The sequence below is a fragment of the Agrobacterium sp. El2ro-1b genome, from assembly GCF_048298475.1.
Taxonomy (GTDB): Bacteria; Pseudomonadota; Alphaproteobacteria; order Rhizobiales; family Rhizobiaceae; genus Agrobacterium; species Agrobacterium fabrum.
Genome location: NZ_CP103459.1, coordinates 1449371 through 1474805, shown reverse-complemented (window position 1 = coordinate 1474805; position 25435 = coordinate 1449371). Strand labels below are relative to the sequence as shown.

Annotated in this window: 26 protein-coding genes and 1 pseudogene; 14 read left to right on the top strand and 13 right to left on the bottom strand. The window is 60.3% G+C overall.

Annotated elements, in window-relative coordinates; genetic code table 11:
* The first annotated feature begins 8 nt into the window (after nucleotides 1–8).
* Nucleotides 9–1277, top strand: coding sequence for a diaminopimelate decarboxylase (lysA, locus tag NYR50_RS20875; RefSeq protein WP_418138008.1), 1269 nt, complete (start codon nucleotides 9–11; stop codon nucleotides 1275–1277).
* Between the two features lie 166 nt (nucleotides 1278–1443).
* Nucleotides 1444–4143, top strand: coding sequence for a TIGR02302 family protein (locus tag NYR50_RS20870; RefSeq protein ID WP_174010065.1), 2700 nt, complete (start codon nucleotides 1444–1446; stop codon nucleotides 4141–4143).
* Nucleotides 4144–4441: 298 nt separating this feature from the next.
* Here NYR50_RS20870 and NYR50_RS20865 read toward each other — a convergent pair whose 3' ends face one another.
* The 3 genes from NYR50_RS20865 to NYR50_RS20855 all read right to left on the bottom strand — a co-directional run bounded on the left by NYR50_RS20865 (nucleotide 4442) and on the right by NYR50_RS20855 (nucleotide 6228).
* Nucleotides 4442–4801, bottom strand: coding sequence for a response regulator (locus NYR50_RS20865; RefSeq protein WP_006310388.1), 360 nt, complete (start codon nucleotides 4799–4801; stop codon nucleotides 4442–4444).
* A 142-nt stretch (nucleotides 4802–4943) separates the two neighbouring features.
* Nucleotides 4944–5486: a hypoxanthine phosphoribosyltransferase gene (hpt, locus tag NYR50_RS20860; protein WP_003497442.1), complete on the bottom strand. Its 543-nt coding sequence runs from the start codon at nucleotides 5484–5486 to the stop codon at nucleotides 4944–4946.
* A 70-nt stretch (nucleotides 5487–5556) separates the two neighbouring features.
* Entirely contained in the window at nucleotides 5557–6228 is a 672-nt protein-coding gene (locus tag NYR50_RS20855; protein ID WP_418138007.1) for a hypothetical protein, read from the bottom strand.
* 203 nt (nucleotides 6229–6431) lie between these two features.
* Here NYR50_RS20855 and ftsE point away from each other — a divergent pair, with 203 nt between their 5' ends.
* The 4 genes from ftsE (at nucleotide 6432) to NYR50_RS20835 (ending at nucleotide 9848) form a co-directional block, all read left to right on the top strand.
* On the top strand, nucleotides 6432–7091 hold the full coding sequence (gene ftsE, locus NYR50_RS20850) for a cell division ATP-binding protein FtsE (RefSeq protein ID WP_006310381.1): 660 nt from the start codon (nucleotides 6432–6434) through the stop codon (nucleotides 7089–7091).
* Nucleotides 7084–8091: a cell division protein FtsX gene (locus tag NYR50_RS20845; protein ID WP_006310380.1), complete on the top strand. Its 1008-nt coding sequence runs from the start codon at nucleotides 7084–7086 to the stop codon at nucleotides 8089–8091. Before ftsE ends, NYR50_RS20845 begins: the two co-directional genes overlap by 8 nt.
* A 128-nt stretch (nucleotides 8092–8219) precedes the next feature.
* Entirely contained in the window at nucleotides 8220–8936 is a 717-nt protein-coding gene (locus NYR50_RS20840; protein ID WP_162688091.1) for a YdcF family protein, read from the top strand.
* 114 nt (nucleotides 8937–9050) lie between these two features.
* Entirely contained in the window at nucleotides 9051–9848 is a 798-nt protein-coding gene (locus NYR50_RS20835) for a lysophospholipid acyltransferase family protein (RefSeq protein WP_080813761.1), read from the top strand.
* Here NYR50_RS20835 and NYR50_RS20830 read toward each other — a convergent pair.
* Nucleotides 9821–10372 (bottom strand): gamma-glutamylcyclotransferase, encoded by a 552-nt coding sequence (locus NYR50_RS20830; RefSeq protein WP_035214615.1) that lies wholly within the window; start codon nucleotides 10370–10372, stop codon nucleotides 9821–9823. The two genes, NYR50_RS20835 and NYR50_RS20830, sit on opposite strands and share 28 nt — an antisense overlap.
* Nucleotides 10373–10421: 49 nt before the next feature.
* Here NYR50_RS20830 and NYR50_RS20825 point away from each other — a divergent pair, with 49 nt between their 5' ends.
* Nucleotides 10422–11423 carry a DUF2125 domain-containing protein gene (locus NYR50_RS20825; protein WP_174010068.1) on the top strand — a complete coding sequence of 334 codons (1002 nt, stop codon included), beginning with the start codon at nucleotides 10422–10424 and terminating at the stop codon, nucleotides 11421–11423.
* A gap of 171 nt (nucleotides 11424–11594) precedes the next feature.
* Here NYR50_RS20825 and NYR50_RS20820 read toward each other — a convergent pair whose 3' ends face one another.
* The 3 genes from NYR50_RS20820 to NYR50_RS20810 form a co-directional block, all read right to left on the bottom strand.
* A complete protein-coding gene (locus NYR50_RS20820; RefSeq protein WP_174010069.1) occupies nucleotides 11595–12524 on the bottom strand; it encodes a prephenate/arogenate dehydrogenase family protein in 930 nt (309 codons plus the stop codon).
* The gene (gene hisC / locus NYR50_RS20815; RefSeq protein ID WP_174010070.1) at nucleotides 12524–13630 is read right to left on the bottom strand and encodes a histidinol-phosphate transaminase; all 1107 of its coding nucleotides are present in this window, start codon (nucleotides 13628–13630) and stop codon (nucleotides 12524–12526) included. The genes NYR50_RS20820 and hisC overlap by 1 nt, the downstream gene beginning before the upstream one ends.
* 84 nt (nucleotides 13631–13714) lie before the next feature.
* Nucleotides 13715–14476, bottom strand: coding sequence for a class I SAM-dependent methyltransferase (locus NYR50_RS20810; RefSeq protein WP_174010071.1), 762 nt, complete (start codon nucleotides 14474–14476; stop codon nucleotides 13715–13717).
* A 119-nt stretch (nucleotides 14477–14595) separates the two neighbouring features.
* Between NYR50_RS20810 and gloB the strand changes: the two genes are divergently transcribed.
* A complete protein-coding gene (gene gloB, locus NYR50_RS20805) occupies nucleotides 14596–15366 on the top strand; it encodes a hydroxyacylglutathione hydrolase (protein WP_174010073.1) in 771 nt (256 codons plus the stop codon).
* The gene (locus NYR50_RS20800; RefSeq protein ID WP_174010075.1) at nucleotides 15366–15806 is read left to right on the top strand and encodes a cupin domain-containing protein; all 441 of its coding nucleotides are present in this window, start codon (nucleotides 15366–15368) and stop codon (nucleotides 15804–15806) included. The genes gloB and NYR50_RS20800 overlap by 1 nt, the downstream gene beginning before the upstream one ends.
* Before the next feature lie 202 nt (nucleotides 15807–16008).
* Here NYR50_RS20800 and NYR50_RS20795 read toward each other — a convergent pair whose 3' ends face one another.
* Entirely contained in the window at nucleotides 16009–16782 is a 774-nt protein-coding gene (locus NYR50_RS20795; RefSeq protein WP_035214610.1) for a DUF3108 domain-containing protein, read from the bottom strand.
* Nucleotides 16783–17034: 252 nt separating this feature from the next.
* On the opposite strand from NYR50_RS20795, the gene rpmB reads away from it, so the two are divergent.
* From rpmB to NYR50_RS20780, 3 genes and pseudogenes are all read left to right on the top strand, one after another.
* Nucleotides 17035–17325, top strand: coding sequence for a 50S ribosomal protein L28 (gene rpmB / locus NYR50_RS20790; protein ID WP_003509888.1), 291 nt, complete (start codon nucleotides 17035–17037; stop codon nucleotides 17323–17325).
* Nucleotides 17326–17490: 165 nt separating this feature from the next.
* Complete coding sequence (locus NYR50_RS20785; RefSeq protein WP_418138006.1) at nucleotides 17491–18129, top strand: queuosine precursor transporter; 639 nt, start codon at nucleotides 17491–17493, stop codon at nucleotides 18127–18129.
* Between the two features lie 111 nt (nucleotides 18130–18240).
* Nucleotides 18241–18527: pseudogene (locus tag NYR50_RS20780) on the top strand (pentapeptide repeat-containing protein).
* A gap of 3 nt (nucleotides 18528–18530) precedes the next feature.
* Here the strand turns inward: NYR50_RS20780 and NYR50_RS20775 are convergent.
* The 4 genes from NYR50_RS20775 to NYR50_RS20760 form a co-directional block, all read right to left on the bottom strand.
* Nucleotides 18531–19556 (bottom strand): esterase-like activity of phytase family protein, encoded by a 1026-nt coding sequence (locus NYR50_RS20775; RefSeq protein ID WP_418138005.1) that lies wholly within the window; start codon nucleotides 19554–19556, stop codon nucleotides 18531–18533.
* The gene (gene cobT, locus NYR50_RS20770) at nucleotides 19546–21450 is read right to left on the bottom strand and encodes a cobaltochelatase subunit CobT (protein ID WP_174010418.1); all 1905 of its coding nucleotides are present in this window, start codon (nucleotides 21448–21450) and stop codon (nucleotides 19546–19548) included. Before cobT ends, NYR50_RS20775 begins: the two co-directional genes overlap by 11 nt.
* A 111-nt stretch (nucleotides 21451–21561) precedes the next feature.
* On the bottom strand, nucleotides 21562–22551 hold the full coding sequence (cobS, locus tag NYR50_RS20765) for a cobaltochelatase subunit CobS (protein ID WP_003523293.1): 990 nt from the start codon (nucleotides 22549–22551) through the stop codon (nucleotides 21562–21564).
* Nucleotides 22552–22619: 68 nt separating this feature from the next.
* The gene (locus NYR50_RS20760) at nucleotides 22620–23255 is read right to left on the bottom strand and encodes a J domain-containing protein (RefSeq protein WP_010973195.1); all 636 of its coding nucleotides are present in this window, start codon (nucleotides 23253–23255) and stop codon (nucleotides 22620–22622) included.
* Nucleotides 23256–23370: 115 nt separating this feature from the next.
* On the opposite strand from NYR50_RS20760, the gene NYR50_RS20755 reads away from it, so the two are divergent.
* Nucleotides 23371–23652: a BolA family protein gene (locus NYR50_RS20755; protein ID WP_174010084.1), complete on the top strand. Its 282-nt coding sequence runs from the start codon at nucleotides 23371–23373 to the stop codon at nucleotides 23650–23652.
* A gap of 93 nt (nucleotides 23653–23745) precedes the next feature.
* Nucleotides 23746–24279, top strand: a complete 534-nt coding sequence (locus NYR50_RS20750) for an adenylate kinase (protein WP_174010086.1) — start codon at nucleotides 23746–23748, stop codon at nucleotides 24277–24279.
* Nucleotides 24280–24296: 17 nt separating this feature from the next.
* Here the strand turns inward: NYR50_RS20750 and aroB are convergent, their stop codons facing one another.
* Nucleotides 24297–25430 carry a 3-dehydroquinate synthase gene (aroB, locus tag NYR50_RS20745; RefSeq protein WP_174010088.1) on the bottom strand — a complete coding sequence of 378 codons (1134 nt, stop codon included), beginning with the start codon at nucleotides 25428–25430 and terminating at the stop codon, nucleotides 24297–24299.
* Nucleotides 25431–25435: the final 5 nt, after the last annotated feature.

Genomic DNA, 25435 nt, shown 5'->3' with positions numbered 1-25435 from the left:
AAAAAGCCGTGAACCATTTTGGCTATATCGACGGCGTGCTGCACGCCGAAAACGTGCCCGTGCCCGAGATCGCCAAGGCGGTCGGCACGCCCTTCTATGTCTATTCCACCGCGACACTGGAGCGCCACTACAAGGTGTTCTCAGGCGCTTTCGCGGATGTGGACGCCATGGTCTGTTACGCCATGAAGGCCAATTCCAACCAGGCGGTGCTGAAGACGCTGGCGAAGCTCGGCGCCGGCATCGATGTCGTCTCGGGCGGTGAATTGCGCCGCGCACTGGCTGCCGGCGTGCCCGCAAGCCGCATCATGTTCTCCGGTGTCGGCAAGACCGTTGCCGAAATGGATTACGCGCTGGAAGCCGGCATCTATTGCTTCAACATCGAATCCGAACCGGAATTGGAAGTCCTCAACCTGCGTGCCGTCAAGGCCGGCAAACGGGCGCATGTCTCCTTCCGCATCAATCCGGATGTGGATGCGCGCACCCACGCCAAGATTTCCACCGGTAAAAAAGAAAACAAGTTCGGCATTTCCTATGAGCGGGCGCGTGCGGTCTATGCCCATGCCGCCACCCTGCCCGGCATCGACGTCACCGGCATCGACATGCATATCGGCAGCCAGATCACCGAATTGCAGCCTTTCGAAGATGCCTTCCGGCTGCTGCGCGAACTGGTGGAAGTGCTGCGTACCGATGGCCATGCGATCAGCCACGTCGATATTGGCGGCGGTCTCGGCATTCCATACCGCGACGACAACAATCCGCCGCCGCTGCCGGATGCCTATGCTCATATCGTCAAGAACGAGCTCAAAAGCCTCAACTGCAAGATCGTCACCGAGCCCGGCCGCCTGATTGTCGGCAATGCCGGCATTCTGGTGACGGAAGTGCTCTATGTGAAAGATGGCGGCGACAAAACCTTCGTGATCGTCGATGGTGCTATGAACGACCTTATCCGCCCGACGCTCTACGAGGCCTATCACGGCATCCGCCCGGTGGTGCAGCCCTCCGAAGACGCGCCGCGCATTAAGGCCGATATCGTCGGCCCGGTCTGCGAGACCGGCGATTATCTGGCGCTCGACCGCGAGATGGCGGCACCGCAGCCGGGCGATCTCATCGCCGTCAGTTCCGCCGGCGCCTATGGCGCGGTGCAGGCCGGCACCTATAATTCGCGTCTGCTGGTGCCGGAGGTGCTCGTCAAGGGCGAGAGGTTCCACGTCATCCGCCCCCGCGGCACCTATGAGGAACTGATCGCCCTCGATTCCGTGCCCGCCTGGCTCGATTGACTCTGCGCAATCGATCACAATCAAGCGAAGCTGCCTAAAAAATGGGGGTGAGGGCCTAGGTGCCCTCGTCTTCGCCACAAACAATGTTATCCTTGCCCCTGTGATATGAACAGCTCGCCGTTCCGGGAATGGCGTTCGACGTGGCCAGAACCGGGAGAACGGATTGATGACCACAGCGGGTAAGGACAGCACAGGCAGAAAGCGCCCGACCGGCGCATTCGCGCAGCGGCCGGACCTTGCCCGGCGGGTTGCGGCCAAGCGGTTCTTCGCGAAAATCGTGCTGCTCTCGGAGAAGATCGCGCCGAAAACGCTCTGGCCTCTCTCCATCGCCGCCGTATTTCTGGCGCTGTCATGGTTTGGCCTTTACCGGCATATGCCGGATTTCCTGCGGCTCGGCATCGTTTTCGTTCTGGTTTTCAGTTTCATCGCCACGCTTTTGCCGATCCTTCGGCTGAAATGGCCGACGGATGATGAAGCCTCACGTCTTCTTGAAGATCGTAACGGCCTGGCGCACCAGCCGGTCGGCGTGCAGGAAGACGAACCTGCTTTCGACACGCCGTTTTCCCGCGCCCTCTGGAAAGAACACCAGATCCGCATGGCGGAGCGCATTGCCGCGCTCAATGCCGGCTTGCCGAAACCCGATATCGCCCGGCATGACCGTCTGGCGCTGCGCGCCATTCCGGCACTGCTTCTGGTCACTGCTTTCGGTTTTTCCTATTCGAACGGCGCGGGCACGGTTGCCGATGCTTTCCGCAGCCGACCGGCCGTTGGTCCGCTCAACCCAGATATCCGACTCGATGCCTGGGTCACCCCACCCGCCTATACCGGCCGCGCGCCGATTTTCCTGACCGGACGTGACGCAACGAACCGCGACGCGGTTTCCGTGCCGCAATCCTCCAGGCTGACGATCCGCATGACCGGCGGCGATGGCGGTGAGGAAGTGACCTTCGAGCCGGAAATGGCGGGCGCATTGCAGAAGCTTGCGCCAGAAGCTGCGCGTGGCGACAGCGCCAGCGGCGACGTCGCTGTTCAGACCCCAGCCCGCTCTGCGGATCAACCCATTGCGCCGCGCACCTTCGCGATGGATGTCACCGAAAGCGGCATGATCAGTGCCAACGGCGAACAATGGGTGTTTAACGTCATTCCTGACCAGCCGCCCAGCATCGCCTTCGACAACATGCCGCGCCGCGCCGTTAACGGCGCGCTGGAAATCGGCTTCACCGCCAAGGACGATTATGGCCTGAAGGAAGCCCATGCCATCATCGAGCCTATCGGCGTGGCGGAAGGCGCGACAGCGCTTTACCCGCCGCCGGAATTCAAGCTCGATCTGCCGCGTCAGAACAATCGCGAGATCAAGGGCCTGACCAGCCGCAACCTGACCGAACATCCGATGGCTGGCAAACGCGTGCGTATCACGCTGGTTGCCACCGATGGTGCGGGCCAAACGGGCCGCAGCCCCGCGCATGAAATGGTACTGCCAGGCCGCAATTTCTCCGAACCGCTGGCAGCTTCCATTGCCGAACAGCGGCAGATTTTCTCACTCGATACGCGCCAGATGCCGAAGGCGATCGCCTATAACGAGGCCGTGGGCCTGCGCCCGGAAGAGACAATTCCCAACACCACGCATTATCTCCTGCTGCAATCGGCGCAGACGCGGATGCGCCTCGCCTACAACAACGAGATGCTGAAGGACACGGCCGATTATCTCTGGGAGATCGCGCTCGGCATCGAGGACGGCGATCTTTCACAGGCGGAAAAGCGCCTGCGCGATGCGCAGACCGCGCTTTCCGAGGCGCTACAACGCAATGCTTCCGATGAGGAAGTTGCCAAGCTGATGCAGGAGCTGCGCGAGGCGATGCAGCAGTTCATGAGCGAGCTTGCGCAGCGCATGCAGAACGCGCCGCAGACCAACATGAACAGCCAAGCACAGAACGTATTGCGCCAGCGCGATCTGGAAAACATGATGAACCAGATCGAGAACCTTGCCCGTTCCGGCAATCGTGACGCCGCGCAGGAAATGCTCTCGCAGTTGCAGCGCATGATGAACAATCTGCAGGCTGGCCGCCCGCAGCGTCAGGGCCAGCAGGGGCAGCAGCAGAGCAGCAAGATGCGCCAGCAGATAGACAAGCTGGGCGAAATTCTCCAACAGCAGCAGAAGCTGATGGACGAGACCTTCAAGCTCGACCAGGCACTTCGAGACCGCATGCAGCGCGGCGACCCGCAGCAGGGCGGCGAAGGCGAAGACGAGCAGCAGATGGGCGAGAATGGCCAGCCGCCGCAGCAGGGCCAGCAAGGCGAACAGGGTCAAAATGGTCAGCAGGGCCGACAACAGCCGAGCGACCAGATGACCGCTGAACAGTTGCGCGAGGCGCTGAAAAACCTGCGGGCGCAGCAGGATGCCCTCGGCAAGCAGCTCGGCGAGCTGCAGCAGGGCCTTCGTGATCTTGGCATGGAACCGGGCGAGAACTTCGGCAAGGCGCAGCAGGAAATGCAGGGCGCCGGCGAAGCGCTGGGCAAGGGCCAGGGCGAACAGGCCGTCGAAGGACAGGGCAATGCGCTGAATGCGCTGCGCCAGGGCGCGCAGGACATGATGGGCCAGATCATGCAGGCCATGCGCCAGCAGGGCCAGCAGCCTGGGCAGGGTCAGGAAGGCATGGCCGGTCAGGGCGGACAAAACGGCCGTGACCCGCTTGGCCGGCCGCGCAGCACCACCGGTCCAGATTTCGGCGATCAGGTGAAAGTGCCTGACGAGATCGACGTGCAGCGTGCCCGCGAGATTCTCGACGCTATCCGCGAAAAACTCGGCAATAACCCGCCGGGTGAAGTAGAACGGCGTTATCTAGAACGGTTGCTGGATATACGGTAAGGATTGGAAAGATTTCTACTGAAGGGTAACCATCCCCACAGCGTCATCCTCGGCCTTGTGCCACTGCTGTCCGGTTTAAATTTCCGGGCAGGTCGCAGTCCCTTGAAGTCGGTGATGAAGGGTGAACATTCACTCAACGTCATCCTCGGCCTTGTGCCGAGGATCTAACCACGTCGAATAAAATCAATACGTTGGCAGATCCTCGGGACAGGCCCGAGCATGACGGAGGAGTGAGCGGACAACTCCTCAACAAAAAGGCGGCCCGCAGGCCGCCCTTTAATCTCTGCAATCCTATCGCTCAGGCCGCCAGCGCCCGCGCCACAGCCTTGCGAATATCCGGCAGCGCGAAGGGCTTGGAAACCACGTCCACAATCTTCGTCGCCAGATCATCAGCGCGTTCGCGCTGCTCGGCATAACCCGTCATCAGCAAAATGCGCATCGCCGGGAAGCTCTCGGCGGCGCGGTGCGCCAGCTCGATGCCATCCATGACCGGCATGCGGATATCCGAAAGAAGAAGATCGAAACTGGTTTCCTGAAGCTTCTCCAGCCCCTGCTCGCCGTCAGCCGCCTCATGGGTCTCGTGACCGTCGAGACGCAGCGCGCGGGCGACGAAAGCCCGCAATGCATCCTCGTCTTCGGTAATCAGAATTTTCGCCATTACTCATTGCTCCTGGGCATCATTTCCAGCCATGGGCAACATCGCAGGCTCCTCTTTTCAAGAGGTAAACACCCAACCTTTGGCTGGGTGAATGGTTAATGAGGCGTCTCCGCCCTGTGCCGTTCCGGCACGGCAGATATGCTCAGGCGTCGCCGGTCACCACACCGACGAAGGGCAGTTCGCGGAAGGCATAGGCCACGTCCATGCCGTAACCCACGACGAAATAGTCAGGACATTCGAAACCGACATAGTCGGCCTCCAGATCTTCCTTGCGCTTGACCTTCTTGTCGAGCAGCACGGCAATGGTGACGTTGCGCGCGCCGCGCTCGTAAAGCAGTTCCTTGGCGAAACGCAGCGTTCGGCCGGATTCGAGAATGTCGTCGATCAGCAGGACATCGCGGTCCTTCACATCGCTGTCGATATCCTTGACGATCCGCACCCCTTGGGAAACCGTGCCGGCGCCGTAACTCGAAAGCGTGATGAATTCGACTTCGGGAGCAAGGCCGCTATCATGCAGCGCGCGGATAAGATCGGCCGCGAAAATGAACGATCCCTTGAGTACGGCAATGACCAGCAAATCCTTGGTCGGGCCACCGGCAATGTGCTTGGCCATATCGCGATTGCGCTCGGCGATCTGCTCGGCGGTGTAGAGCGGCTCGATGTTTTTTCCACGGACGACGGGCATTCTTACTCCTGTGCTGCGCCTTGCCGATTTTACCTTCCAGTAAAAATACGAAGACCACGCGTTAGCACAGTCAGCGTGCGGACGCACCCGCCTCAACAAAGGAAAGCTTGATCTCGGGTGTTTTTCCACCGGGATGGCGCAGTTTTGCTGAAAAACCGTGGCTAAAACCGGGCTGCATCTCCTTGACCGGCGGCTCGATGACCATGCTTGCCACCAGCTGCCCCTTGGCGGCGAAAAGATCGGCGCGAAGGGCCGGCACCTCTTCCAGGTTGCCGCCATGGTTTTCCACGATGCCATTGATGAGCAATATATCCATGCCGCCCGCTTCCTGCGGCGTGATGGTGACATGGGAAATGGCGAGCGGGTTGACCGAGGCGGCGACCGCCGACGTTTCCGGCACCACGACAGACAGGCCACCGGAGCAGACGAAAACAAAAATCGCAAGCCCCGCCACCAGCGCCGAATAGGAATCCGCCGAAAGGCGCGACAATCTGCGATCCAGCCAGCCGATGAAGGCGAGGCCAAGCGCACCGATGGTGATGGACGGTTTTACCATTTGCCGACGCGCCGCGCCGCGATTGTCATTTCCCGGCTGGCGGACACGGTTTTCCTTGATGGTGACAAATTCCGCGTCTACCAAATCGCGGTCGGGGTTTGCCGCCCGCGCCGTTCGGCGCGCCGGTGTTTCCGGCGTCAGGAGATCAAAATCGAATGCCGCTTGCCGGCGAGATGAACGGAACATAGCCATAGAATTCCTTGGGTGAGGTTTTCCGGCCCGCAAAACTGGGCATTGCAACGAATCCTGCCAAGTTTTAAATTTAATTGGTTAATGCTTCGCAAAAACGGCTCGCACAGGCCACCGGAACCGGGTTACACCGCGACATCCGGCACCCCCAAGCGCCAGCGGTTTGCGAACCACCACGAAACGAAGAGACTGGAAGTCCGTTGATCCATTTCGAAAATGTCGGGTTGCGTTACGGCATGGGACCCGAGATCCTGAGGGACATGACCTTCGATATCCCCAAGGGTTCGTTCCAGTTTCTGACCGGCCCTTCGGGTGCGGGCAAGACCTCGCTCCTGCGCATGCTTTTAATGTCGCTGCAGCCCACGCGCGGCCATATCCGCATGTTCAACCGCGATGTGTCGCGTATTCCGCGCAGCGAGCTGCCGATGCTGCGCCGCCGTGTCGGCATTGTGTTTCAGGATTTCCGTCTGCTGGATCATCTGACGACCTATGAAAACGTCGCCCTGCCGCTGCGCGTGCGCGGCAAGGAAGAAAGCGCCTATCGCAACGACGTGATCGAGCTTCTGAAATGGGTTGGGCTTGGCGAGCGCATCAATGTGCTGCCGGCCATCCTGTCCGGCGGCGAAAAACAGCGCGCCGCCATTGCCCGCGCCCTGATGGACCAGCCGGAAATCCTGCTGGCCGACGAGCCGACCGGTAACGTCGATCCGCCGATGGCCAAACGCCTTCTCAACCTCTTCCTTGAACTCAACCGGCTGGGCACGGCCGTCGTCATCGCCACCCATGATTTCGCACTGATGGACCAGATCGACGCGCGCCGGATGATCCTGACCGAAGGGCGGCTCGACATCTATGAATGAGATCACCCGCAAGCCCTTGAAACCCGAAGCGGCCCAGCCGAAGCGCCCGCCCATGCGCATCCGCCCCATGGCGCCCATCCTGCCGCCCTCCAACATTCAGGGCAATGCGCTGATGGTGGTGATTGCCATCATGGCTTTTCTCGCCTGCCTGACGCTCGGCGCAGTCTCCATGGTGCGCGCCACCGCCGCCACCTGGCAGAGCCAGATTTCCCGCGAGATCACCATCCAGATCAAGCCCGAGGACGGGCTGGACATGGAAGCGGCGCTGAACAAGGCGCGCAATCTGGCGCTGACTTTCGTCGGTACCCGCGACGGCACAATCCTCGACGATGCGGCGACATCGCGCCTGCTGGAGCCATGGCTCGGCAGCGGCCTGGACCTTTCCGAACTTCCCATACCGCGGCTCGTCGTCATCACCATCGATGAAAGCAACCCGCCCGATTTCCAGGCCATGCGGGACATGCTGAAGACGGAAATCCCGCAGGCCTTTCTGGACGACCACCGCACCTGGGTCGACAGGCTGGTCTCCATGGCCAGAACCACTGTCATGATCGGCGTCGGCGTGCTCATCCTCGTCTTCACGGCCATGGTGTTGACGGTGGTGTTCGCCACGCGCGGCGCGCTTTCCGGCAACCGGCATATTGTTGAAGTGCTGCATTTCGTCGGTGCGGAAAGCAGCTTCGTGGCCCGTGAATTCCAGAAGCACTTCCTGAAGATCAGCCTCAAGGGCGCCGCGGCGGGCAGCGCACTGGCGGCCGCCGTGTTTCTCGTCGCCGGTTTCTGGCAGTCGAGCACGGTCGCCACGCCGCAGAGCGATCAGGCGAGTGCGCTTTTTGGCTCGTTTTCGGTCGGTCTCGGCGGTTATCTCGGCATTGCCCTGACGATGATCATCATCGCGCTTCTCACCACCATCACGGCGCGCATGACCGTCATCCGCACCATCGACGATATTGACCGCGTCCGGTCGGATCCGTCGAAAAGCGACGGCCTCGCATCGTGAAATCACGGTCGGAATTTCGCCGGAAAACTGAAACCGTCACACGTCGGATGTAACCTGCGGACGGTGGACAAAAATGCCTGTTCCTTGCCTTAATCGGCGAGTATTCAGGAGGAATGTTTGTGAGTCGGATGGACCAGGATCAGACGACGGCGCGGCCGGCCCAAAAGGGCCTGTTGTCGCGGCGTGGTCGTCTGCGCCGTTTTATCCGCGGCCTCATCCTAGTTTGCGTCATTGCACTCGGCGCATTTTCCGGCGGTTTTTTGTGGTTTGCCGATTCCGTTGCCTCGATGCGCCCGCCCGAGGGGGCGAGAGGCGATGCCATCATCGTTCTGACCGGCGGTTATCAGCGCATCGAGCAGGCTGTCGGCCTGCTGAGGGACGGCGTGGGCAAGAGGCTTTTGATATCAGGCGTCAACCCGGCCACCACCCGCTCGCAGATCCGCAAGATGACTCAAGGGTCTTCCGACATGTTCACCTGCTGCGTGGACATGGGCTACAAGGCAATAGATACGATCGGGAACGCCAATGAGGCGGCAAGCTGGATACGCGATCACAACTATTCCTCCATTGTCGTCGTCACCAATAATTATCACATGCACCGCAGCCTGCATGAATTGCGCAACGCCAGCCCGCAGACGGAATTCATCGCCTATCCCGTCATCAGCGCCGATCTCGTCCGCACCAACTGGTTCGTGGAGCCGGATGTGGTGCGAACCCTGCTTTACGAATATCTGAAGTTCGTGGCCGCGGCCGGACGCGACCTCACCGGCTTCGGCAAGGGCGACGGTCTGCGCAAGGCCGTCACGGATCACGCCCCGCCGAAAGTTACCGCGGCTTCGTCGTAAGCGTCCAGAAACACGCTTGCTGCCGCCCCTTGTTTTCGTGTAGGCGTCTGGCATCGGCATCCGGCACCGAGACGCTCAAAGTTTCGGAACGGCTGCATCCCGGGAAGGCTGTTGATGCTCAAGCTGCGCTCTTTTCTTTTCAATACGCTGTTTTACCTCAATCTGATCGTCCGCATGATCGTGCTGACGCCGATCTATTTCATTCTGCCCCGCAAGATCGCCTATGAAATCCCGAAGAACTGGGCCCGGTCCAATCATTGGCTGATGAAGACCATCGTCGGCACCACCTTCGAGATCGAGGGCCTCGAAAACATCCCCGAAACCGGCTGCATTTTTGCGCCCAAACATCAGTCCTTCTGGGACACCTATGCGCTGCTGCCCAACCTGCCGGACCCCGTCTATATTCTGAAACGTGAACTCCTGTGGATTCCGCTGTTCGGCTGGTACGCCATGAAACAGCGGATGATCCCGGTCAACCGCGCCGCGCGTGGTAAGGTCATGCTGAAAGTGATGGAGCGGGCAAAAGAGGAAATGGCCGCAGGCCGCGAACTCATCATCTATCCGGAAGGCACACGCCGCCCGCCGGGCGCGGAGCCTGAATATCGCTACGGCATCGCAAGGCTCTACCGAGACCTTCAGGTGCCGGTCATTCCCGTGGCCATGCATCCCGGCCTCTTCTGGCCACGCCGGTCCACCATGCGTTATCCCGGCCATTTCAAGGTACGTATCCTGCCGGCCATCGAGCCGGGGCTCGACCCCGACGTGTTTTTCAAGCGCCTGATCGAAGTGACGGAAAAGGCGAGCGACGAACTGTTGCTGGAAACCGCGCGCAACAACCCGCATTTGCCGCTGCCACCGACCGCCGTGAAGCGGATTGCCGAACTTCAGGGCAAAGAAACAACGGCGGGCTGAGCCGAAAGTGTACCAACACTTGCGGCGATGCTTTCCAGCAGCGAGTCGCGAATGCCCATTTCCTGCAGATGCTGCACGGTGTTGAACACATAATCCGTGTTCGGTCCGGAGCGACCGGTCGCAGCTGCGATGATTACAGCCGATTCGGCAACACCGAGACCGCCGATATATTGCTCATGGGCGGGATCGGCCACATAGGTCACGGCACTGCCGCGCCGGCCATTGGCGAGCGCAATGGAAACCACCCGCTCCTTGTAGACATTCGTCACCAGTTCGCGCTCGCGCAGATAGGCCATGACGGGATCGTGGTCCTTGCCCCGCACGCGGAAAGCGACGCCGAGGCAGGAGCCGCCGCGCTCCAGGCCGAGAACGAGGCCGGGTTTCTCCTCCGTGCCTCTGTAAAAGTTGGAGCTGATGCAGAGCGAGCGCCGATAGCCATGCAGCCGGGCCTGCTGCCTCTCCTCGAAAGCGAAGCCGGGGTTCCACATCAACGAACCGTAGCCAAAGACCCAAAAATCGTCCATATCCCAAGCCAAATCAAAAATATCTGAAGTCTGTTCATCGGAGATCAATATGGCAGCGTCAAGCCAATCCGGCACGGCCAAAAAATTCCTCTGGCTCGCCGTCGCCATCATGGTGGTTATCGGACTTTACACCGCCGGGTGGTTTTACGCCGCAGAGCGGCTGAAACAGACGGTGCTGAACGTCATCTCCCCCTCGCAGGCCCGCAGCGTCAGCGGCGAATGCGGCGATATCGCCTTCAAGGGTTATCCCTTCCGCATCGGCCTTTTCTGCTCCAAGGTAACGGTGGACGACAGCCAAAATGGCGTTTCCGCTTCCTTCGGCGAACTTCGCTCGGCAGCGCAGGTCTATAATCCCGGCCACATCGTCTGGGAACTCGATTCGCCCGCGGAAATCCGCTCGGCTCACGGACTGACGATTTCGGCCGCCTGGAAGAACATGCAGTCCAGCATCGTCACCAAGCTGAAGGGCATTGACCGCAGCTCGCTCGTCATCGACGGGCTGAAGGCGCAGGCGGTTTCTTCCGTCACCGGCCAGACCATCGACTTCGATGCCGTCAAGACGGAAATGCATCTGCGCCAGAACGGCGCCGATCTCGACGGCGCTATCACGCTCACCGATTCGGCAACCGTCATCAAGGACTGGCCGCAGGTTCTTCCCCGCCTCGACGCCATCTTGGATGTCACGCTCGCGGGCAAAGCGGGCATGGTGGATGGCAGCGACAAATCCGGCCTTTATGGCACAAGCGGCGAGCTTCGCCGTCTGGTGGCCGATATTGGCGAGGGCCGCACCATGCGCATCAGCGGCCCCTTCTCCTTTGATAATGAGGGTTATCTCTCCGGCCAGTTCAAGCTGGAAATCGAAAAGCTCGGCTCCTGGTCGGACAATGCCAAACAGGCGTTTCCACAGCTGCGTTCCACCATCGATACGGCCCGCAAGCTGCTCGGCGCGCTCGCCGGCGGCGGTGACCGCGCATCCGTCGACCTCGTGGTGGATCGTGGCCGCGCCACTGTCAGCGGCTTCATCCCGCTCGGCAAGATTCCGCCGATCTGAGGGTTACCCCCTATTCGACGTCATCCTCGGGCTTGTCCGGAGGATCTGCAACCGATTGTTTATGTTGATGTGTTTAGATTCTTGGGACAAGCCCAAGGAGCAGGGCTTTGACACTTTGCCAGCGGTCTGATGGCCGGATCAAATCCGGCCAAGACTGTCACTTGCGGCGATTTACTTCTTCTGATCCAGCGCGTGACGCCCGAAGTCAGGCGTATCGACGTCCTGGCCGGCCTCGATGATGGAGCGGCGGATGGAGCGCGTGCGGGAGAAGAGTTCGAAAAGCTTGTCGCCCTCCCCCCAGCGGATCGCCCTTTGCAGCGAGGCGAGGTCTTCGGAAAACCGCGCCAGCATCTCAAGGATGGCATCCTTATTGTGCAGGCAGACGTCGCGCCACATGGTGGGGTCGGAAGCCGCCAGACGCGTGAAGTCACGGAAACCGGAAGCGGAATATTTGATGACTTCCGATTCGGTCACCGTCTGCAGGTCATCGGCCGTACCGACGATATTGTAGGCGATGATATGCGGCAGGTGCGAAACGATCGCCAGAACCTTGTCGTGGTGCTCGGCATCCATTTCATCCACGCGGGAACCGAGCGCCCGCCAGAAATCCTTGAGCTTTTCCAGCGCCTCGGTGTCCGTGCCCGGCAGCGGCGTGAAGATGCACCAGCGATCGCGGAAGAGGCCGGCAAAACCGGCATCCGGGCCGGATTTTTCCGTACCTGCCAGCGGATGGCCGGGAATGAAATGCACATTGTCAGGCATATGCGGGGCCATCTGCGCGATGACCGAGGCCTTGGTGGAGCCGACATCGGTCACGATCGCACCCGGCTTCAGATGTGGCGCGATCTGTTGCGCCACGCTTTCCGAGGCTCCGACCGGCACCGAAACAATGACGAGATCGGTATCCTTCACCGCCTCCGCCGCCGAAACGGTATAATCCGTGCCGAGCGCCAGTTCTTCCGCCCGTTTCAGCGTGTCTTCGCTGCGGGTGGAAATTCTCACATGACGGGCAAGCCCTAGTTCCCGGACATCACGGGCAATTGACGAGCCGATCAGGCCGATGCCGATCAGCGCGATGCGTTCAAACATCACCTCACCCATCACGCCTGCCCCATGAACTCGGTGAGAGCAGCGATGACGCCGAGATTGGCCTCCTCAGAACCGACGGTCATTCTCAACGCATTCGGGAAGCCGTAACCGCGCACCGCACGCAGAATATAACCGCGGCGGCTCAGGAACTCATCCGCATCCGTCGCCCGTTTGCCATCCTGATCCGGGAAATGGATGAGGATGAAGTTGGCAACGGATGGTGTGACGGTGAGGCCGAGGCCGGTAAAGGTCGTGACCAGCTTTTCCATCCACAGGGCATTATGTGCCACAGCCTTTTGAACGAATGCCTGATCACGGATCGCAGCGGCACCCGCCGCAATGGCCGGCGCGCTCATGTTGAACGGGCCGCGCACACGGTTCAGCGCATCGATGATATCCACCGGGGCATACATCCAGCCCACACGCAGTGCGGCCAGACCGTAAACCTTGGAGAAGGTGCGGGTCATCACCACGTTGCGGTTGCCGGAGACCAGCTCCAGCCCGGCTTCGTAATCGTTCTTGCGCACATATTCGGCATAAGCGGCGTCCAGCACCAGCACGACATGTTTCGGCAGGCCGGCCTGCAGGCGGCGGATTTCCGCAACCGGAACATAGGTGCCGGTGGGGTTACCCGGATTGGCGAGAAAAACCATCTTGGTCTTCGGCGTCACAGCGGCGAGGATCGCATCCACATCGACAGCGCAATCCTTTTCCTTCACCGTCACCGGGGTAGCACCCGCACCCATGATCTGGATCTTGTAGACGAGGAAACCATGCTCGGTGATGATCGCTTCATCGCCGGCACCCAGATAGACGTGGCAAAGCAGACCGAGAAGCTCGTCCGAACCGTTGCCGCACAGGATGTTTGCGATGTTGAGGCCATGCACGTCGGCAATCGCCTGACGCAACGCGATCGCCTGACCGTCCGGATAGATTTCCAGATGGCTGGCGGCGACACTGAAAGCCTCTATCGCCTTCGGGCTCGGGCCAAGCGGCGTTTCATTGGAGGAGAGCTTATAAACCTTCGCGACGCCATCCACATGTTCCTTGCCGGGAACATAAGCGGCGATATCCAGAATACCCGGACGCGGAACAGGTTGGTTAAGCTCTGCACTCATTTGATCGACCTTTGGAAAAACGCCGGAGAACCCGGCAAAAGCAATGCCGGAGGCATTAGACCGGAATGGTCGTTTTGTCGAGGGTCAGCGCGGCTTTCCTTGGCTTGCGGCAGTGCGGGTGGTGGGCACCCCCTGCGGCGCAAGCACGGGCACGAAAACCCGGCGCGAGGCACGCTGGGTGACGGGCAATCCCTGATAGAGACGCTTCTGGGCTTCCACCACGATGACACCGGAAAACAGTGGCCAGAGGCGACGGCCGGTACGTTCGAGATAACGGCGGAATTTCAGCACCGGCCGGCTGGTGGTGGGTGGAAAGAACAGCGCCTCGGCGCTGGCGCCTGGCGTAAAATTGGTTTCGCGCAGAAGCGCCGTCAGCTGCCCGCGCGAATAGGGCCGGCCGGAACCGAAAGGCGTATGTTCCATGCGCGCCCACACACCGCGGCGGTTGGGCACGACAATGACGAGGCGGCCGCCCGGCGCCAGCACCCGCCATAGCTCCTTTAAACTCTCACGCGGATTTTCGGCAAATTCCAGCGCATGCACCATCAACACCCGGTCTATCGACGAATCGGGCAGCGGCAGCTCCTCATCGAACACCAGCGCGGTGGAGGAAAGCTCGCCCGCTGGCCAGTTCACGGCACCCTGCCCCGCCGGCATGAAGGCGAAGGTGCGCTCCGTATCGTGGCGGAACCGCTCCAGAAACGGCACGGCATAACCGAGGCCCACCAGCCGTTCTTCCGGCAAGGGCGGCCACAGCGTCGAAAGCGCCATGGTGATCGCCTGCTCGGCCGAGCGGCCAAGCGGAGAATGATAGAATTCACGCAGATCGACGATATCGGTATTCATGGGCGAGAATGTAGCATCAGGCGGTTGGACTTCAAGGCGTCTGCCCCTACATTGAAAGCCAGTCGGGAACGTCAGGTGGGCGAATGCGCCGGTTTTGGCCGGCAAATGGAGAGGATACGATGAAACCTTTGGAAATAGACGTCTTTCTTTGCCGCAGCGATAATTTCGGGGTTTTGTTGCACGACCCCGAAAGCGGGGCGACGGCCGCCATAGACGCGCCGGAAGAAGGTCCTATCCTGCGCGCCCTTGACGGTCACGGCTGGAAGCTCACGCATATCTTCACCACCCACCACCATCAGGACCATGTGGAAGCCAATCTGGCGCTGAAGGACAAGTTCCGTTGCGAGGTGCACGGCCCCTACGACGAGGCGATTGCGATACCAGGCCTCGACCGTTCGCAGGCCGATGGCGACGAATTCGAATTCGCCGGTCGCCGCGTTCAGGTCATCGCCACGCCCGGCCATACTGCAGGGCATATCTGTTATTACCTGCCGTATGACGGGCTGCTGTTTGCCGCCGATACGCTGTTTGCCATGGGTTGCGGCCGGCTGTTCGAGCGGCCGGCGGCGGATATGTGGCATTCCTTCCAGAAGCTGATGGCCCTGCCGGATGACACGAGGGTCTATTTCGGCCACGAATACACGCTTTCGAATGCCCGTTTTGCGCTGACCGTCGATCCAGACAATGCTGTGCTGCGCGAGCGCGCGGCACGTGTCGAGACCGCGCGGCAGGCCAATGAATTCACCATTCCCACCACTATCGGGCTCGAAAAACAGACCAATCCCTATATGCGGGTGGCGGATGCCGGTATCCGCAGACATCTGGGGCTCGAAGGCGCTACCGATGCCGATGTCTTCGCGGAAATCCGCACGCGCAAGGACAATTTCTGATGGCAACGGATATGTCGGCGCAGACGATCATTCGCGAGCTTGGGCTGGAGCCGCATCCAGAGGGCGGGTTCTACCACCAGACGTTCCGCGACAAGGCCGGCGGCGAACGTGGGCATTCGACGGCGATTTATTATCTGCTGGAAAAGGGCGTGCGCTCGCACTGGCACCGGGTCACCGATGCGGTGGAGGTCTGGCACTATTATGCCGGTGCGCCGATCGCGCTGCATCTTTTGCAGGACGCCCGGGAGGTGCAGACCTTCACGCTCGGTCCGGCCATTCTGAAGGGCGAACGCCCACAGGTGATCGTGCCGGCCAATTGCTGGCAATCGGCGGAAAGCCTCGGTGATTTCACGCTCGTCGGCTGCACCGTCTCGCCGGGCTTTGCCTTTTCGAGCTTCGTCATAGCGGAACCCGGCTGGTCGCCGGGGGATGCGCCCTGAAGCTTAGAGCCGTTGAAGCGGGCGGGTGCCCCTTGTTTCTTCTCCTCGCCGGGGAGAAGTCCGCGGCAGCGGGATGAGGGGGCGACGGTCGAGATATACGGAGAGCTAGCCCCTCATCCGACCCTTCGGGCCACCTTCTCCCCCTCGGGGAGAAGAAATGCGCCGCACCGCCCAGCATAACTTGCCCTGCTATCAATCCCGGTCAGCCGCCGTATTTCGTAGCGGTAATATAAACCTGCCCCACCCGCGTCGGGATGATCGCATAAACAGGCGCATAAACATCCATATTGTTCGACTTGGCGAACCAGATCTCCATCGAGATCGATTTTAGATATTCGATATCCTTGCGTCCCTGCCGGTAACCCGACTTCGGAACATATCGCGCCTTGCAGACGATGGCGTCACCACTGAAGCCGTTCGTCTTGAACGGCTTTGTGCCGCTGGGGCTCAAAACGAGGTCGAGTCGCGACTCACCATCATAGATCGGCAGGCGAGTCGGGCAGATGCGTCCGCCTGCGGGAATGATGAGGCCGGAAATCGGGTCGAGAACCGAGCGCAGGTCGCGGTCTTTCACATCCACCCAGTTGTCCGGCCGGGCCTTGGGTTCGGGTTTTACCGTCGTTGATGTGACATTGCCGTTTCGATAGACGACGTCATAGGTGCGCACGCGCTTGCCGTCCTTGTAGACCAGCGAATATTCGTTGGCCTGCAGCCGGTGGCCACGCTTGGCGCCGGAGACCGTGGTCTTGCCGGAAATGTCCTTCAGAATGCTGGCAAGGCCGGCGGCGCTGAAGGAGCCGGAGATCGAATAGTTCGGTCCATCCATGCGAGTCGAAAAACTTGCCCGCGCAATCGGCAAAATGCCGAGATTGATGCTGTATTCGCTTGTGTGGCGTGCTTCGGCGGCGAGCGAGGGAGAAACGCCCGCAAACGCCATAGTAGCGGCCATGAAAATGCTTTTTCCTCTGGCAATCATTTCGATATCACCTTAAAAGAGGCGCGGAAGCGGCCTTATCGGGCGATCATATACGCTGACTTGTGGCAATAAAAAAGCGGACGACGGTTGAAAACGCCGGAATTTCCTTTGATTTGACCGCGAGCGGCTTGACTGTTAAGTCCCGTCTGACTATAGAACCGCAACTTTCCAATCATGGCCAGTTGGATTGCCACCCCGGTTTTGCCGGTGGCGAGCCAGTGGTGAAACAGACGAAACGAAATAGGTGTACCCATGTCCCGTGTATGCGAATTGACCGGCAAGGGCGTCCAGACGGGCAACAACGTCAGCCACGCCAACAACAAGACCAAGCGCCGGTTCCTTCCGAATCTCTGCCAGGTCACGTTGATCTCCGATGCTCTCGGCCAGCGTTTCCGCCTGCGTGTTTCCGCAGCCGCTCTGCGCTCCGTTGAACACCGTGGTGGCCTCGATGCCTTCCTTCTGAAGTCCGGCGAAAACGAACTGAGCATGCGCGCTCGTCTCCTGCGCCGCCAGATCGCCAAGAAGACTGCTGAAGCTGCTTAATAGCGGCTTCGACATCATCTGATATTCAGAAGGCTTGAATGGCTTTTCGCCGCTCAAGCCTTTTGTTTGTTTCAGATTTTAATTGCATCGGGTTTTGCGGAAATCGTTTCAGACGTTTCGCTCCGATGTTTGGCTCCAACTGGTGGCATCACCCAGGATAAAAAAATGCCCTATCTGCGCTTTACGATTATCTACGTTCTGCTGATGACGCTCGTCGTCGTCGCCTCCAATATTCTGGTGCAATATCCGCTGTCGGGCTCGCTGTTTGGTATCAACTTCGGTGATCTTCTGACCTGGGGCGCCTTCACCTATCCGGTCGCCTTCCTCGTCACCGACCTGACGAATCGCCAGTTCGGCCCCTCGGTCGCGCGCCGCGTGGTGCTTGCCGGCTTCATCGTCGGCGTCACGTTGTCCTTCTGGACATCGATCCCCCGCATCGCCGTCGCTTCCGGTACCGCCTATCTGATCGGCCAGCTGCTCGATATTTCGGTGTTCAACCGCCTGCGCCGCCAGCGCTGGTGGCATGCGCCGCTTGCCGGCTCCATGCTGGGTTCGGTGCTGGATACGGCGCTGTTCTTCTCCATCGCCTTTGCAGCGAGCTTCTCCTTTGTCGGCCCCAATGATGCCTTCGCCATCGAAGGCGCGCCGCTGCTCGGCGTATTCGCCCTGGAAGCCCCCCGGTGGATTTCCTGGGCGCTGGGTGATCTCTCAGTGAAGGTCCTCGTCGGCCTCGTCATGCTGCTGCCTTACGGCGCTCTGATGAACACGCTGAAGCCGATGCCAGGCACCGTCAAACCGAGCTGACATTTTCAGGCAACCGGATTTGAGGCCGAGACGCGTGATCAAATCGCGCTTGCAAACCCATAGGCGGCATTGCAGTCTGCCGTCCGTGTCACAGCGCGGAGGCAGACCAACATGCAGATCAAGGGCGTTATCGACATTGTGGATGCGACGAGCTCCACGCTTTCGGGCTCCAGTTTCGATAACGTCAATCTGTCGGGGACGGTCTTCAACAATGTCAATCTGGCCGGCACATGTCCGGCTGGTCGATCGATGACGTCAATTTTACCGGACTGAAGCTGAGCAATTCAAACCTGTCCGGCGCGCAGATAACCGCCTGCCGAATGGCCGGCATGAAGATCGACGGCATTCCGGTCGAGGATCTGCTGGCTGCCTACAAGGCGGCACAGGAGCAGGCCTGATATTCACTCCACCAGCTTGAATTCAAGCATCAGGTTGCGCTGGAGAAACGAGTGGTTGTCATCGGACACGATGATGAGGCGCGTCGAGCCATCCGGCCCCTTCACCACATCCATGCCTTCCATATTGTCGATCTGGTAGGCCATGCCCGCTTCCATGAGGATTTCACCATCCACCACGGCACCCGGCTTGATGTCGCCCCCACGGATGCGGCGGATGCGCATGCCCACGCCTTCGGCGAAGTTGAAGCGCCGCTCGAGAAGCAGCAGATCGCCGTTCGGCAGGAAAGCACCGTCAGTCACATCGAATGATGGATGATGGGTAACAGCGAATGTGCCCTTCAGCGGGCCTTCCAATATGGCCGCGAGAAGATTGCCGTCCGCATCGATGCTCTTTTCAGCCACCACGACCAGAGCACCGGCGAGTGGCGAATCGGCTGGCGAAACCGCCAGGGCCTCCATGCCGCCATTATGGCGCAGCTCGTTACTGGGTATGAGATATGGCAGGCGGTCGAGCGGCTTTGAGGTGGCAAAGCCCGGATCGGGATAGATATCGATCCTGTGGCGCTGCTCGTAACTGACGAACACCTCGCCGCCGCGCAGCGCCAGCCCTTCCGCATCCATTTCCATTTTGCGCGGCGGTTCACGACCGCTCATATCAAGCATGGCGTTGATGCGGCCATCGGCAAGCCCGGAAAGCGCGCCAACCGCATCACGCGTGATCCTGCCCGTCAGCCAGTGGCCGGTATCCAGCACCGCGATAAATTCTTCTCCATCGGGGCGGAAACGGATGGAGGATATCGCCCCAAACAGCTTTTCCGGGGCGCTTATCACCATGCCGCCGACAAATTCCAGTTTGCCGAAACGTCTTGCGCTGGTGCCGACCTCGAAGCTCGACAGCAGACGAACGCTGACAGGCACATCGATGGTCGATGCGCCGATGGGAACGGGAAACAGCGAAGCCGCCGCAAGAACGGCGGCCAGCGCAAAAGACTTGCAGGCGGAGGAAGCCCGACCCCGCTTATCCGGCACGGCGGATCCTGCGGGACGAACCGGAAGCACCGCTCGTATCCTCGAAGAGGGCAGCGAGCTGCTCGGTCATCGCGCCGGCCAGCTCATCCGCATCGACGATGGTGACAGCACGGCGATAATACCGCGTCACGTCATGGCCGATACCGATTGCCAGCAATTCCACCGGCGACCGCGTCTCGATCTGCTCGATGACCGCGCGCAGATGCCGTTCCAGATAGTTGCCGGGATTGACCGACAGCGTCGAATCATCGACCGGCGCACCGTCCGAGATCATCATCATGATCTTGCGCTGCTCGGGGCGGCCGATCAGGCGGTTATGCGCCCACATCAGTGCTTCGCCGTCGATGTTTTCCTTGAGCAGCCCCTCGCGCATCATCAGGCCGAGATTGCGCCGCGCACGCCGCCATGGGGCGTCCGCCGACTTGTAGATAATGTGACGCAGGTCATTAAGGCGGCCCGGCGAAGCGGGCTTGCCATTGGCGAGCCACTGTTCGCGCGACTGCCCGCCCTTCCACGCCTTGGTGGTGAAACCGAGGATTTCCACCTTCACGCCGGACCGCTCCAGCGTGCGCGCCAGAATATCGGCGCAGGTGGCTGCAACGGTGATCGGACGGCCGCGCATCGAACCGGAATTGTCGATTACCAGAGAAACGACGGTATCGCGGAACTTGGTGTCGCGTTCTTTCTTGAAGGAGAGCGGCTGCATCGGGTCGATGATGAGCCTGACGAGACGGGCCGGATCGAGATAGCCCTCTTCCAGATCGAAATCCCAGGAGCGGTTCTGCTGCGCCATCAGGCGGCGCTGCAGCCGGTTCGCCAGCCGTCCGACGGCACCCTGAAGATGCGCGAGCTGCTTGTCGAGGAAGGCGCGCAGACGGTCAAGCTCGGCCTCGTCGCAAAGTTCCTCGGCGCGGATTTCCTCATCGAATTCCTCGGTAAAGATGCGGTAGTCGACCTTTTCGTTGAAATCGTCGAAGGGGCTGTTGGGGCGGCGGGTCTCGCCGGGCGTTTCGGAATCCTCGTCGAGATCGTCGGACATTTCTTCGTCCGACATCTCGGCGCCGTCCATCTCGCCTTCTTCCATTTCCTCCTGAGAGGCTTCGTTTTCATCGGCGGGCGTCGCGTCGGAGCCGGCCTCTTCCTCGACCTGCTCTTCTTCGGTCTCGTTGGTGCGCGGCTGGTCCTCGTTGGATTCCGCCTCCTGGCTCTCCGGGTCGTTATCCTCGTCGCCGAAATCTTCCGCCATCTGCATGGAGGTCAACATCTTGCGCACCAGCCGCGAAAACGCCTTCTGGTCGGTGATAACGCGCGAGAGATCGTTGAGGTCGCCTGCGGCCTTCTCTTCGATGAAGTCGCGCCAGAGGTCGAGCACCTTACCCGCGCTCGCCGGTGGTTTTTCGCCGGTCAGTTTCTCGCGCACCAGAAGCGCCACAGCCTCGGCGAGCGGTGCGTCATCCTTGTTGTTGATGCCGGAGAAATTGGCCTTGGCATATTTCTCCGTATTCATGGCTTGAATGTTGGACGCCATGCCCGGCATGCGCAGCGCGCCGATGGATTCCACGCGCGCCTGTTCGACGGCATCGAAAATCAGCTGCGCCTCGGCGCCGTGCGGCGACATCACCGCATGGGTATCCGCATCATGGCAGGCAAGACGCAGCGCCATGGAATCGCCGAGGCCGCGCGTAATGGCGATTTCCTGTGCGGTGGGTTTTTTGGAGATTTCCGGCAGTCGCATGCGCTCGCCGGCAAGGCCCGGCCGCTCATTGGCGAAAACGACCTCGACCTCGGCATCGCCGGCAACGGATCGCACGCAGCCGGCAATCGCCTGACGCAACGGTTCCGTATCGACCGCCGTACCCGGTTTCGCTCTGGAATTGTCGCCGCGCCCTGCCATAGTCTTTCCTGTCATTTGTCGGCGCCTGCGGCACGCCCATCCTCTTCAGGATGCGCGGCCGGCTGGCGTCTTCAAGTCATCGGTGATCTTCTCCGGACAGACCGGGGATGATCAGGCGCTGAGAACGATGTTCGCAGCGCTTTCCTTCAGCTCGACACCGAAGGCCCGCTGATATTGCTCGGCCACCAGCGTGCGCTCAAGCTCGTCGCATTTGTTGAGGAAGGTCACACGGAAGGCAAAAGCGAGATCGCCGAAGATTTCCGCATTTTCCGCCCAGGTGATGACAGTACGCGGGCTCATGACGGTGGAAAGATCGCCATTGATGAAGGCCGAACGGGTAAGATCGGCCACGCGCACCATCTTGGAAACGGTTTCGCGACCCTTCGGATTATCGAAGCTCTTCACCTTGGCGGCAATGATGTTCACTTCCTGCTCGTGCGGCAGATAGTTCAGCGTGGTAACGATGGACCAGCGGTCCATCTGCGCCTGGTTGATCTGCTGCGTGCCGTGGTAGAGGCCCGTCGTATCGCCGAGGCCGACCGTGTTGGCGGTCGCAAAGATGCGGAAAGCGGGGTGAGGACGGATGACGCGGCTCTGATCGAGCAACGTCAGGCGGCCGGAGGATTCCAGTACGCGCTGGATAACGAACATCACGTCCGGGCGGCCGGCATCGTACTCGTCGAAAACGAGCGCGACATTGTGCTGGTAGGCCCAGGGCAGGATGCCGTCCTTGAATTCGGTGACCTGCTTGCCGTCCTTCAGAACGATGGCGTCCTTGCCCACGAGGTCGATACGGCTGACATGGCTGTCGAGGTTGACGCGCACGCAGGGCCAGTTGAGGCGGGCGGCGACCTGCTCGATATGGGTGGATTTACCCGTACCGTGGAAACCGGAAACCATGACGCGTCGGTTGTGAGCAAAACCGGCAAGGATCGCAAGCGTCGTATCGCGGTCAAAAAGATAGTCGGGATCGAGGTCCGGCACATAGGCGTCGCCTTGGGAATAGGCGGGAACCCGCAGATCCGTATCAATGCCGAAAACCTCCCGCACGGACACTGTCGTGTCGGGCAGGTTGGAAATATCAAGGTCGATTTTGCTCATCACGTCTCCAAGGCGGGCGGCAGCCACCCGGCCACATCATCAATCAGGCGGTAAACACGAACGTTGGCTTAGCAGAAACCTGACTGCTTTAACAATTGATATGCTTGAACAACAGCCCGAAAACGCTCTTCCGAACCACGATCGCCACCATTAGCATCAGGATGGTGCTTTTTGACAAGCTCCTTATAGCGCCTTTTTATCTCTTCCTGCTTTGCGCTGGACGAAAGGCCGAGCGTATCGAAGGCTTTTGCCTCGAGCGTCTTCAGTTTGCGGTCCCGCTGCATGCGCTGTCCACCAGCCCTTGCGCCATCAGCAAAACCGCCGGTGAAGCCGAAAGGATCGCGGATACGAGCATTCGCGCTGGCGGTGCCGGAACGCAGCGTGGAATGCAGCGGGGCGTCACGCGCCGTCTTGTTCACGCCCACCGTCCAGGTGGGGCGATGGCCGGTGATCGCTTCTTTCTGGTAACGGGCGATCTCGCTGTCGGAGAGACCGGAAAAGTAATTATAGCCCTTGTTGTATTCCTTCACATGCTCAAAACAGAACAGGAAGAATTGCCCCTCGGCATTGCGGCCGACGGGTGCCCGGTGAATACCCGGCTTGTCACATCCGTCCCACTGGCAGGTTGGGGCCTGAACCTCAGGTTCCCGCTCCCTTTTCCGGCGCGTGCGGATGCGATCGAAATATTTCGAATCCAGTTTCATGATGCCCTGATTATGGGGTGCGAAAAGCCGCACAACAAGAATTGACAAAGCGGAATGTTACAGGCTTTTAGGTAGCCCCTTTCAAAGACCAGCCAACAGGATTGGAGCCCTCTGCATGTCCCTGCGAGAACGCATAGAAACGAAGCTTCGGCAGAGCTTTTCGCCGGAACGCTTGAGGGTTGTCGATGAAAGCCAGATGCATGCGGGCCACCAGCCGGATATGACAGGCACGGGCGAGACGCATATGCGGGTTCAGATAGTGTCTGAAAGCTTTTCAGGCAAGTCTCGCATCGAGCGTCACCGGGCGATTAACGCCGTTTTGAAGCCGGAACTCGACGCCGGGCTGCATGCGCTGGCGATTGAGGCGTCGGTGCCGGGGGAAGCGGTGCGCTTTTAATCACGCAGCATTACGTTTGTATTTCTAGGTTAAGAAATTCAGTTGGTGCAAAATGTATTCCTAGAGAGAACCTCAACTCGGCGGATAATCCGAATGTCGACAGCAGACAATTCCTCGCTCCGCATCGCCATCATCGGCAATAGCGGCTCCGGCAAAAGCAGTCTCGCGTCAAAAGTCGGCTCCGCACTGACATTGCCGGTTTACGATCTCGATCGCCTTCACTGGCTGGAGGACGGCCGCAAACGGGACGAGGCGGAGGCCAGACTTCTGGTAACCCGGCACACCGATACCAGAAAGTGGATCATCGAAGGCGTCTATGGTTGGCTGGTTGAAACGGCGCTGCGTCGTGCGAAGGTGCTGGTGTGGCTCGACCTGCCCTGGGCGGAATGCCAAGAGGGCCTGTTGCGACGTGGCGCGCAGTACGGCGAGACCGAAAGCGATCAGGCGGCCCTTCTGGCATGGGCAGGTGATTATTGGACGCGAACGACGTCATCCTCCTTTGCAGGGCATCTGCAGCTTTATGAGGCCTTCGGCGGCGGCAAAATCCGCCTTGAAACCCGGGCAGACGTTGCTGCGCTGCCGCCGCAAACGATAGGACGTCTGACCACTGAGACTGGCGCCTTCTGATTGAATCATCTGGCAGTTCAGCCCGGATGCTTCTCCGACAGGAAAGACTGCACTTCCGAAGCCGCGACATCATCAGCCACGAAGGACTGGCCGATGCCGTGGGTGAGGATGAAGGTGAGCTTGCCACCCTTGACCTTCTTGTCCTGCGCAATCGCCGCCATCAGCGTCTCGACCGGCGGCAATTCGCCGGGAATATCCTTCATCGTGGTCGGCAGGCCGACGGCCTTCAGATGCGCCTCGACGCGCGCGGCATCATCGGGGCTGGCGAGGTTGAGGCGGGCGGAGAACTGGTGTGCCAGCACCATGCCGATAGCGACACCTTCGCCGTGCACCAGCCGCTTGCTGTCGTAATTCGTCGCCGCCTCCAGCGCGTGGCCGAAAGTATGGCCGAGGTTCAGAAGGGCGCGCACGCCGTTTTCCTTCTCGTCGGCCACCACCACATCGGCCTTGGCCTGGCAGCTCGTGGCGATCGCCTCGATGCGGGCCGGGCCGCCAGTGCGGATGTCATCCCAGTTCTTTTCCAGCCAGAAGAAGAAATCCGGCTTGTCGATCAAACCGTATTTGACCACTTCGGCATAACCGGCGCGGAATTCCCGCGGGCTCAGCGTATCGAGCACCGCCGTATCTGCCAGCACCAAATCCGGCTGATGGAAAACACCGATGAGGTTCTTGCCGTGGCGGGTGTTGATGCCGGTCTTGCCGCCGACGGAGGAATCAACCTGCGACAGAAGCGAAGTCGGTATCTGCACGAAGCGCACGCCGCGGCGCACGATGCCTGCGGCAAAACCGGCGAGATCGCCGATGACGCCGCCGCCGAGTGCGATCACCGCATCGTTGCGCTCCACCCGTGCGGAGAGAACGGCGTCACAGACGGTGACGAGATGCTCGAAGCTCTTGGTCTTCTCTCCGGCCGGCAGCGTCAGCGAAACAGCCTCGATGCCATCGGTCTGCAGGCCGTCCATCAAGCCTTCGAGGTAAAGCGGTGCGACATGCTCGTCGGTGATGATCGCCGCGCGTTTACCTTTCAGCCGAGCCGAGATTTCGCCACCCGCCCTGCCGATCAATCCCGGCCCGATCAGAATGTCATAAGCGCGCTCACCGAGCGGCACATGGACAAGACGTTCATCGGCGTGGATTTCGGAAGGCGTCATGGTGG

Bases quoted from the DNA above. Each gene is read 5' to 3' on its own strand.
- NYR50_RS20870 (WP_174010065.1), top strand. From the start codon at position 1,444: ATGACCACAGCGGGTAAGGACAGCACAGGCAGAAAGCGCCCGACCGGC.
- NYR50_RS20865 (WP_006310388.1), bottom strand. From the start codon at position 4,801: ATGGCGAAAATTCTGATTACCGAAGACGAGGATGCATTGCGGGCTTTC.
- hpt (WP_003497442.1), bottom strand. From the start codon at position 5,486: ATGCCCGTCGTCCGTGGAAAAAACATCGAGCCGCTCTACACCGCCGAG.
- NYR50_RS20855 (WP_418138007.1), bottom strand. From the start codon at position 6,228: ATGTTCCGTTCATCTCGCCGGCAAGCGGCATTCGATTTTGATCTCCTG.
- NYR50_RS20845 (WP_006310380.1), top strand. From the start codon at position 7,084: ATGAATGAGATCACCCGCAAGCCCTTGAAACCCGAAGCGGCCCAGCCG.
- NYR50_RS20840 (WP_162688091.1), top strand. From the start codon at position 8,220: ATGGACCAGGATCAGACGACGGCGCGGCCGGCCCAAAAGGGCCTGTTG.
- NYR50_RS20835 (WP_080813761.1), top strand. From the start codon at position 9,051: ATGCTCAAGCTGCGCTCTTTTCTTTTCAATACGCTGTTTTACCTCAAT.
- NYR50_RS20830 (WP_035214615.1), bottom strand. From the start codon at position 10,372: ATGGACGATTTTTGGGTCTTTGGCTACGGTTCGTTGATGTGGAACCCC.
- NYR50_RS20825 (WP_174010068.1), top strand. From the start codon at position 10,422: ATGGCAGCGTCAAGCCAATCCGGCACGGCCAAAAAATTCCTCTGGCTC.
- NYR50_RS20820 (WP_174010069.1), bottom strand. From the start codon at position 12,524: ATGGGTGAGGTGATGTTTGAACGCATCGCGCTGATCGGCATCGGCCTG.
- hisC (WP_174010070.1), bottom strand. From the start codon at position 13,630: ATGAGTGCAGAGCTTAACCAACCTGTTCCGCGTCCGGGTATTCTGGAT.
- NYR50_RS20810 (WP_174010071.1), bottom strand. From the start codon at position 14,476: ATGAATACCGATATCGTCGATCTGCGTGAATTCTATCATTCTCCGCTT.
- gloB (WP_174010073.1), top strand. From the start codon at position 14,596: ATGAAACCTTTGGAAATAGACGTCTTTCTTTGCCGCAGCGATAATTTC.
- NYR50_RS20800 (WP_174010075.1), top strand. From the start codon at position 15,366: ATGGCAACGGATATGTCGGCGCAGACGATCATTCGCGAGCTTGGGCTG.
- NYR50_RS20795 (WP_035214610.1), bottom strand. From the start codon at position 16,782: ATGATTGCCAGAGGAAAAAGCATTTTCATGGCCGCTACTATGGCGTTT.
- rpmB (WP_003509888.1), top strand. From the start codon at position 17,035: ATGTCCCGTGTATGCGAATTGACCGGCAAGGGCGTCCAGACGGGCAAC.
- NYR50_RS20785 (WP_418138006.1), top strand. From the start codon at position 17,491: ATGCCCTATCTGCGCTTTACGATTATCTACGTTCTGCTGATGACGCTC.
- cobT (WP_174010418.1), bottom strand. From the start codon at position 21,450: ATGGCAGGGCGCGGCGACAATTCCAGAGCGAAACCGGGTACGGCGGTC.
- cobS (WP_003523293.1), bottom strand. From the start codon at position 22,551: ATGAGCAAAATCGACCTTGATATTTCCAACCTGCCCGACACGACAGTG.
- NYR50_RS20760 (WP_010973195.1), bottom strand. From the start codon at position 23,255: ATGAAACTGGATTCGAAATATTTCGATCGCATCCGCACGCGCCGGAAA.
- NYR50_RS20755 (WP_174010084.1), top strand. From the start codon at position 23,371: ATGTCCCTGCGAGAACGCATAGAAACGAAGCTTCGGCAGAGCTTTTCG.
- NYR50_RS20750 (WP_174010086.1), top strand. From the start codon at position 23,746: ATGTCGACAGCAGACAATTCCTCGCTCCGCATCGCCATCATCGGCAAT.
- aroB (WP_174010088.1), bottom strand. From the start codon at position 25,430: ATGACGCCTTCCGAAATCCACGCCGATGAACGTCTTGTCCATGTGCCG.